This is a genomic window from Mesorhizobium sp. M7A.F.Ca.US.007.01.2.1, assembly GCF_003998165.1.
Lineage (GTDB): Bacteria > Pseudomonadota > Alphaproteobacteria > Rhizobiales > Rhizobiaceae > Mesorhizobium > Mesorhizobium ciceri.
On the sequence record NZ_RZQP01000292.1, the window covers coordinates 1 to 6575 of the forward strand.

Annotated in this window: 10 protein-coding genes and 1 pseudogene; 3 read left to right on the plus strand and 8 right to left on the minus strand. The window is 59.1% G+C overall.

All coding sequences use genetic code 11. From position 1 onward, the window contains the following. Positions 1 to 428, minus strand: a pseudogene (locus tag EN949_RS31475) (DNA ligase); the annotation flags it as partial. A gap of 362 nt (positions 429 to 790) precedes the next feature. Between EN949_RS31475 and EN949_RS31480 the strand changes: the two are divergent. Further along, positions 791 to 982, plus strand: a complete 192-nt coding sequence (locus EN949_RS31480) for a hypothetical protein (RefSeq protein ID WP_245461960.1) — start codon at positions 791 to 793, stop codon at positions 980 to 982. Between the two features lie 535 nt (positions 983 to 1517). Here EN949_RS31480 and EN949_RS31485 read toward each other — a convergent pair. The 3 genes from EN949_RS31485 to EN949_RS31495 all read right to left on the minus strand — a co-directional run bounded on the left by EN949_RS31485 (position 1518) and on the right by EN949_RS31495 (position 3034). Then, positions 1518 to 1721, minus strand: a complete 204-nt coding sequence (locus tag EN949_RS31485; RefSeq protein WP_027162011.1) for a CsbD family protein — start codon at positions 1719 to 1721, stop codon at positions 1518 to 1520. A gap of 156 nt (positions 1722 to 1877) precedes the next feature. Further along, positions 1878 to 2537: a response regulator transcription factor gene (locus tag EN949_RS31490; RefSeq protein WP_127371229.1), complete on the minus strand. Its 660-nt coding sequence runs from the start codon at positions 2535 to 2537 to the stop codon at positions 1878 to 1880. Between the two features lie 89 nt (positions 2538 to 2626). Further along, the gene (locus tag EN949_RS31495) at positions 2627 to 3034 is read right to left on the minus strand and encodes a response regulator (protein ID WP_127367823.1); all 408 of its coding nucleotides are present in this window, start codon (positions 3032 to 3034) and stop codon (positions 2627 to 2629) included. Positions 3035 to 3295: 261 nt separating this feature from the next. Between EN949_RS31495 and EN949_RS31500 the strand changes: the two genes are divergently transcribed. After that, positions 3296 to 3484: a hypothetical protein gene (locus EN949_RS31500; RefSeq protein WP_127367825.1), complete on the plus strand. Its 189-nt coding sequence runs from the start codon at positions 3296 to 3298 to the stop codon at positions 3482 to 3484. Between the two features lie 173 nt (positions 3485 to 3657). Here the strand turns inward: EN949_RS31500 and EN949_RS31505 are convergent, their stop codons facing one another. The 4 genes from EN949_RS31505 to EN949_RS31520 form a co-directional block, all read right to left on the minus strand. Further along, complete coding sequence (locus tag EN949_RS31505; RefSeq protein ID WP_245459534.1) at positions 3658 to 4134, minus strand: DUF1515 family protein; 477 nt, start codon at positions 4132 to 4134, stop codon at positions 3658 to 3660. A gap of 66 nt (positions 4135 to 4200) precedes the next feature. Further along, positions 4201 to 4395, minus strand: a complete 195-nt coding sequence (locus EN949_RS31510) for a hypothetical protein (RefSeq protein ID WP_127371230.1) — start codon at positions 4393 to 4395, stop codon at positions 4201 to 4203. Then, positions 4380 to 4613, minus strand: a complete 234-nt coding sequence (locus tag EN949_RS31515) for a hypothetical protein (protein WP_127371231.1) — start codon at positions 4611 to 4613, stop codon at positions 4380 to 4382. Before EN949_RS31515 ends, EN949_RS31510 begins: the two co-directional genes overlap by 16 nt. After that, positions 4613 to 5410 (minus strand): glycosyl hydrolase 108 family protein, encoded by a 798-nt coding sequence (locus EN949_RS31520; RefSeq protein ID WP_127371232.1) that lies wholly within the window; start codon positions 5408 to 5410, stop codon positions 4613 to 4615. Before EN949_RS31520 ends, EN949_RS31515 begins: the two co-directional genes overlap by 1 nt. Before the next feature lie 795 nt (positions 5411 to 6205). On the opposite strand from EN949_RS31520, the gene EN949_RS31525 reads away from it, so the two are divergent. After that, positions 6206 to 6397: a hypothetical protein gene (locus EN949_RS31525; RefSeq protein WP_082827649.1), complete on the plus strand. Its 192-nt coding sequence runs from the start codon at positions 6206 to 6208 to the stop codon at positions 6395 to 6397. The last annotated feature ends 178 nt before the right edge of the window (positions 6398 to 6575 follow it).

The window sequence follows — 6575 nt, forward strand, 5'->3', positions numbered from 1 at the left end:
GCCCATAGGCGTTCGCGCATGGCTTTGGTCAGGGCGATGTTTGCTGATCCGACGTAGCGGCGTTCCGCATCGCGGGTCGCCATCAATGCGAGGGGAGCTGAACCGGGTTTTAGCTGCACGCCTGCAACCTCAAAGTCGACTTCCTCGTAGCATTTGGTTTTCAGCCACGCTTCGGTGTCGCCTGACCGATACACGCTGTCCGGCCGCTTCGACACCATGCCCTCCAGGCCCATGCGATCAACCGCAGCGTAGAAGTCAGCCCCGCCGCCATGTACATGGTGGCTGTACTGGATAACGCCCCTGGCAGGCCCGACGAGTTCGAGCAGCTTTTCGCGACGTTCCAGCAAAGGTGCGGGGCGCAGGTTGATGCCATCGTGGTGCAGCAGATCGAAGGCGACGAAGATGATCCGATCCGGCGCCCATCGCATCGCCGACCGCAGCGAATGGAAGCCGACACACCCTTCTTGTTAAGGACGATTGCCTCGCCGTCGATGATTGCCGACTTGGGGGAAAGGGTTGCCGCCGCCTCGACAATCGTCTTGTACGTCTATGACCAGTCGTAGCCCCTTCGCGTGATCGCTCGGGCCGTGCCGTTCTCGATTATGATTGCGTCCGATAGCCATCGTACTTGATTCCGCGAATCCAGTTGTCCCCTGTCGGCGGCACCTCAACAAGCGTGGGAAACATTGGACGGATCAACTTCAGACGCATGAACTGACCCGCAAAACTGCGATTCAATTTAGCACGCGCTAAGATGGTTCCGGAACATTTTAGACGAATTGAATGTTTGATGGCCATGGCGAAGCTATCTGACCTTGGACCACCCATTCCCGGCAAGGAGCACGGCGGCGAGCCTGCCGACGAGGACGACAATTTCTACACCTGCCCGATCTGCGGTCAGCAGGTCGACATGCGCGACCTACGCCAAGTCATTTGGCACGAACGGCCAAAACACCGGCCTCTGCTCGTTTCGGTGGAGTAGACTTTTTACGTTTTGGCCGGAACGGAGACTGCAAGAGCGGTCAACCTGACATCCAAGATGCCACTAGCAGGGCGCATAAGGATGAGACCAGAGCAGCGGCTGCAAGAAGGACTCCTGCGCTCTGCCAATCTGGCGCCGGCTCGTATAACAGCTTGGCGGGCGGCTGATTATCATTCACGGGAAGCATCAAATTAGGTTCCGCTAATTCCTGACGCTGGCACCGGGACGGCGGCCAACCCGGTGGGGAACGCGTTGCAATGATCTCACCAGGCTGCATGCGCTCTCCGTGATGAGTGCCCGCCACGCCAAGCGAGCCGTGGCGGGCAATCAACCAACCGACGATGAGGGGACTATTGATCGTCGACGTCACTGCAAACGTGCACAAAACGCCAATGTTTCACGGGTCAGACCTTTGCGCTTCGGCATTGGACTTTCGTCGAGTGCTTACGCGGCCCGGCGCGCTCGTGGGGGGCTGCTCGTGCCACCAAATTGAAAGGGCGCCCGTTAGGCGGCCCTCAAAATCTCGAATAGTCCCCTACCAACCCTGCATCGAGTACCAGTCGTCAACGTCTCTCCGAACCCGGTCCTTCTCAAGGCCGTATCTTTCCTGAATTTTTCCTTCGAGCTGATCGCGCTTGCCGGCAATGCGGTCCAAATCGTCGTCAGTCAGCTTGCCCCACTGTTCCTTAACCTTGCCCTTGACCTGCTTCCAATTACCTTCAACGCGGTTCCAATCCATGGCCTTGGCCTCCTTGGTTGCACCGTAGTTGAAACGTTCGCAGCCCGGCTAAGTTCCGGGCACTTGATGGACAAAGAGCCGCCGCTGATGGTGGAAAAGGCCCGCCGCTGAGGGAAGCAGTGAAGGGATGCCGTGTCGTGGTCAAGTTCCTTCAGCTCAAAGATTTGGTTGTGGAGAGCGGTCACGATAATCACTCATCGCGAGAGCCGCCTCGGTGCGGTTTCGCACACTTAGTTTTGACATAACCCTGGTCATGTGGTGCTTGATTGTCTTCTCGTGGAGGTTCAGGCGCCGTGCGACCTCCTTGTTGCTCAGCCCCTCCGCCACTAGCCACAGGATTTCCGTTTGCCTTTCGGTCATCTGCCGCAGCCGGTCTGCTGTGCTGTTAGCAGGGGACTGGAGATCCGAGAGCAGCCGTGCCGAAAGAGTTGGCGTGAGGTAGCTCTCGCCGGCCGCTACGTTGCGCAGGATGTCAGCGAGCCCGCGCGACCCTACGCCTTTGAGGACATAGCCGCGCACCCCTGCATTCAGAGCCTTAGTTACATCGGCATTGGCCTCCGATACGGTCAACATGACAATCTTCTGGGTGGGGTAGCTGGCGAGGATGCTCTCAACCGCCGCGAGGCCGCCGCCCGGCAAAGAGATGTCGAGCAGCAATATGTCGGGTCGCACCGTAGAGGCGAGGCGTTCGGCATCCTGCGCCGTGGCGCCCGCGCCAACCATCTCGAAGCCTCCGATCTCTGACAGGCTGCGCATCACGCCTTCGCGAAAGAGTGGATGATCTTCGACAACAGCGATGCGAATGGCGCCGACCATGCTTGCTCCCCTCAACAGCGTGCGCTGAAAACGTTATTGAACTTGCTGATGGATTTTAGGTTCCGCTCATAAACCAAAAAATGCCCGCTCTACGGAGAGGGTTCGCCGCCGTTCGACGCCGTTGGGTGTTGCTGATTGAGCAGTGTGGACAACGCCGTAATGATCTGGGGAGGGAAGAACGGCTTGACGATCATCACGCTGTCTGGGACGCCTTCAGAGCCCCAGGAAATAGCACCATCGCCGCTGATGTAGACCACAGGTAGGGTTGGATTGCTTCGCCTTACATGCCTGGCTACTTCCCACCCAGTTTCTCCCGAGCCGAGACGGATGTCCGTAAGGAGGCCGGCGAACTTGTTTGGATCCTCATCAAACGCCTTTACGGCGGCTTCGGCACTCGGCACTCCTACGACGAGAAAGCCCGCGTCCTGCAAAGCTGTTTCAAGGTCGAGCAGGATCAAGAGCTCGTCTTCGACGACCAGAATAGCGCTTTCGCTCATGAACCACCCTCCCGGCCGCCACAACGGCGCGATTGAGTGTTGGTTCCACCGATCAACGGGGTGGGACAGCGGCGGCGGGGGTCTGGAGTAGCTGGGATCGCCCAGCATAGGTCAACATGCGGCGGCGGGGTTGGTGCTTTAGCCGTTCTCTGGCGATGTTTCGCTTCGAAAATTGAAATATAAAGCCCCCAGGATCCGGTTTGCCCTCAAAGGCGCCAGCGCCTATATGCTTGGACTTAGCCGAAGCAGAGGAGAATGAGCTTGATCGACGAGGATGCCGATGGAGCGACGATAGCCAGAGGGACGATTTCCACGGCAAGAGAATGCGCTCGTATGATCGGCAAGATTGGGCCTAGGTTCACGGCGCTCGAACTGGCCGAGATGGAGGAAGCTGTTGGACGAATAACCAACGCAATCGAATTGAAAAAACGAATGAACGCTGCCCCGTAGCAAAGGCATTGGGCGCCAGGGGGTGGCAGAAGCGCGCCGAGACCATAATGCGCGCGCTGAGATCGCCAATAGGCGGCGGAAAGCCCTGGACAAAAGGGGCTAGTTCGGCCCCTTTTCCTCTTCGAGCAAATCGATGCGCTTTTGTAGTTTGCGCATTAGCTCCTTCGCTCCTTCTAGGTCCACATCGGCGTAATGCGAATGCGGTCATCGTAGAGCACGAGCGATGACGTGCCCTCCGCAACAGCGACTTGGGCTACAGGCGTGGCCTCTCCACCGCCAAAGAACCTAGGCGCCGGGTGCCAACTCATCTCGGCAAATTTCTTCTCCATCGACACTTCCTTGTCGCACCAATATGCGGTGATCAGCGAAGCCAGGGCCGCAGCCGCCATTCCTGTGACGCCCAGCGCACCAAGCCCCATGAGCTTCCACCGGGTCACCTCGGCAGTGACCGCCTTCACTCCCGTCATATCGTCGTTGAGCTTGCTGACAGCGGCTTCGGTTGCCGCCACACGGTCAACCAGCTCGTCGGTTTTCGCATACATCTTGGACCGGCTGGCGGCAGCGCGCTGTTCGGACTGCTCGTAGCTCAAGGCAGCACGGGAATCGCTGTCCTTGATGTCGCGTCGGATCTCCGTTATGTCGCGCTGCATGTTCTGCGTGGCCTCCAAGAGCCGCCGATTATCATTTCCAGGCTCTTGTTTGCCGAAGTTGCCATGTCAGGCTTTCCAACCGCAGAGCTTGGCGCCCGTTTCATTGTGCGCCAGGATCGCCGCAACCGACCCATCCGAGAGCGTGGCGACTTCCGCCTTCGTGAGACGGATAGGATGCTCCACGGCGCAAAAGCTGCCTCCGACCGTAGTGCAGGAGATCATTGCAAAAAGTGCAAAGATCATCGTCAGGATTTTGACCATTCGCCCAACCTCCCCCGGTTGTCGCCAAGAGCGCGGCCGGCCACGGCATCATCGATCTTCTGGCGTTCGATGCGCGCTGCGGCGTCGGCCGCGTCCTGCTTGGCCTGGTTCTTCGCTTTGCCCATGGCATAGGCTCGCCAGAGCGCGACGAGCCCGGCCGCGCCGGCAAGGAGGTACGGCCACAACTGAGCGACGAGAGCAGCGAGGAAGGCGGACATCACTCCGCGACCTCCGCCTTGATCTGGCGCACCGCAGAGACGATCTGTGAGCGAAACAGGAGCAGGACCAGCAGGAGCACCAGCAGAACCACACCGCCAGCCAGGACGGCTTGCCAGTCCATGCCCGCAAGCCAGCCAAGCCCGATAGCGCCGGAACCGAAGAGGCCGGTCAGCCAAGACAGAAAGCCGGATTTCTCCTTGACCTTCTGTTCGACCTTTTCAGGAACAACGGGTTTGTCGACCGGCACCTTCACCTCGACAGTGACCGGCGGCGGAGTGTCGGGCAAAGCTGACAGCTTCAGCGCTTCGGCGCGCACCGACTTGACGCGGTCGGACCAGCCCTTGCCGAAGGTCTTCCATGTCGGGAGACGCTTCAGGAAGCCTAGGCGATTGTCGCACAGCGCGTCGATGACAACGCCGGCCGGCTTAGCCTTTACGGCTGCAATGGTGGCCGGGCCAATGCGCCCATCCTGCTTGATCCCCACAACGGCCTGAAGATATTTGGCCGCGCGACCGGGACCGCTATTCACTGCGAAACCAAAAACAGCGTAGTCGACCCCGCTGGGAAGCTGGGCGCCGGCCGTCGCATCCCAGTAGAAACGGCGGTAGACCGTCGCGACCTGGGCGTCAGTGATTTTGCGCAGATCGGCCTTCGTCGCATCGGCCTTCACATAGCGGCGGAAGTTGGTGAGCGTGACGCCTTTCATGGTGGCGCCGCCGGGATCGGCCGGGTTGTCCACCCAGAGGCCTTCAGATTTCAGAACGAGCGCAAGCGCCCGCGCGAAGTTGCGGTCCATGGCTAGTACCTTTCCGCCCTGATGGGCAGTTGTTGAATTGGCAATGGAGGTGGACGGCTGAGATCAGCCGGTTAAGCAAATCAGCGGTCTAGCCGCTGGCACTCATCAAGTAGGCCACCAAGCTCCAGGCAGAGATCGACACGGCCGAGGCTGTTGGCCTTGTCGTCAATCCCGATGCGGCGGTTGTAGGCCGTGACGGTGTCTTTTAGTTGAGAAACACGACCGGCCTTGTGACCGCTGGAGTAGGCGAAACCAGCGATGCAAATACTAGCAGCGATTGCAAGCGCGGCAGTCTTGGGGGTTCATTGGCATTTTCGCCCCTCGAATCGACTTGGGAAGTATTCGTCCATGGAAGACAGTTTGACTGAATTGGCAGCGCGGCTCCAGATGCAATGGAGGGCGTGGGCTCCCGCGATTGGCCTTGGTGTTGCCGCCGCCATCGGTATGATTTGGACCGTCTATTTACCGATTGTCGGATTGCGTCACATGCTCGGATACAACTAAACCTCTAGCATCCGCACGACGGCATTCCAGCCGTAGGATTTGCTGCAACGCCGGTAACAGTGACCTCCAGGCCGAGCCTACCGAGCGCGACCGAGCAATCCAGGGATACTGCGTCAGTCGCATTTTCGCCTATGACCGTCTTCGTGATCGACCCTTCGGTTGCCAGCGTTCCAGAAGTGTGCGCACCACGCCGGTCACAGGACTTCTCCTTCGCTTTGTACATTTCGAACGTTGAAGCGCTTTGGGCGCTATGATTTGTTGGTGCCTTCGTCGTGTATGGGAGTGCGGGCCGTGGACGATGACCAAAGGGCTGGTGTTCGTATCGAACACATCGACGGCCAGTGGGCGGTACAACTCGTCGAGAATGGCGAAACCACCCAGCATCTTTTCGAGACCGAGGAATTCGCGAGGAACTTCGCCGCCGGTCAGTGGCTAAGGCTAAACCCGAAGCCTATTCCCCCAATGCGCCGGCGACGCCGTTAGAGCGCTAAGCTTAAAAATGCTCTTTCGCGGATGCTGCACCGGGGCCGGAACTTTGATGCAATAGCGAAGTTCGAGGAGGGAGATGCTTTTGCAACAGGCGCCACTTCACGAGAGGCCGGAGCAATGGTGGACAATCTATCTCGCAGGGAAGAACAACGCGGCACGGGAAGTCTCATGG

What these genes read in the sequence shown, in the direction of transcription:
- EN949_RS31505 (WP_245459534.1), bottom strand. Translation starts at nt 4,134, where the DNA reads ATGCAGCGCGACATAACGGAGATCCGACGCGACATCAAGGACAGCGAT.
- EN949_RS31485 (WP_027162011.1), bottom strand. Translation starts at nt 1,721, where the DNA reads ATGGATTGGAACCGCGTTGAAGGTAATTGGAAGCAGGTCAAGGGCAAG.
- EN949_RS31495 (WP_127367823.1), bottom strand. Translation starts at nt 3,034, where the DNA reads ATGAGCGAAAGCGCTATTCTGGTCGTCGAAGACGAGCTCTTGATCCTG.
- EN949_RS31510 (WP_127371230.1), bottom strand. Translation starts at nt 4,395, where the DNA reads ATGGTCAAAATCCTGACGATGATCTTTGCACTTTTTGCAATGATCTCC.
- EN949_RS31520 (WP_127371232.1), bottom strand. Translation starts at nt 5,410, where the DNA reads ATGGACCGCAACTTCGCGCGGGCGCTTGCGCTCGTTCTGAAATCTGAA.
- EN949_RS31515 (WP_127371231.1), bottom strand. Translation starts at nt 4,613, where the DNA reads ATGTCCGCCTTCCTCGCTGCTCTCGTCGCTCAGTTGTGGCCGTACCTC.
- EN949_RS31490 (WP_127371229.1), bottom strand. Translation starts at nt 2,537, where the DNA reads ATGGTCGGCGCCATTCGCATCGCTGTTGTCGAAGATCATCCACTCTTT.
- EN949_RS31480 (WP_245461960.1), top strand. Translation starts at nt 791, where the DNA reads ATGGCCATGGCGAAGCTATCTGACCTTGGACCACCCATTCCCGGCAAG.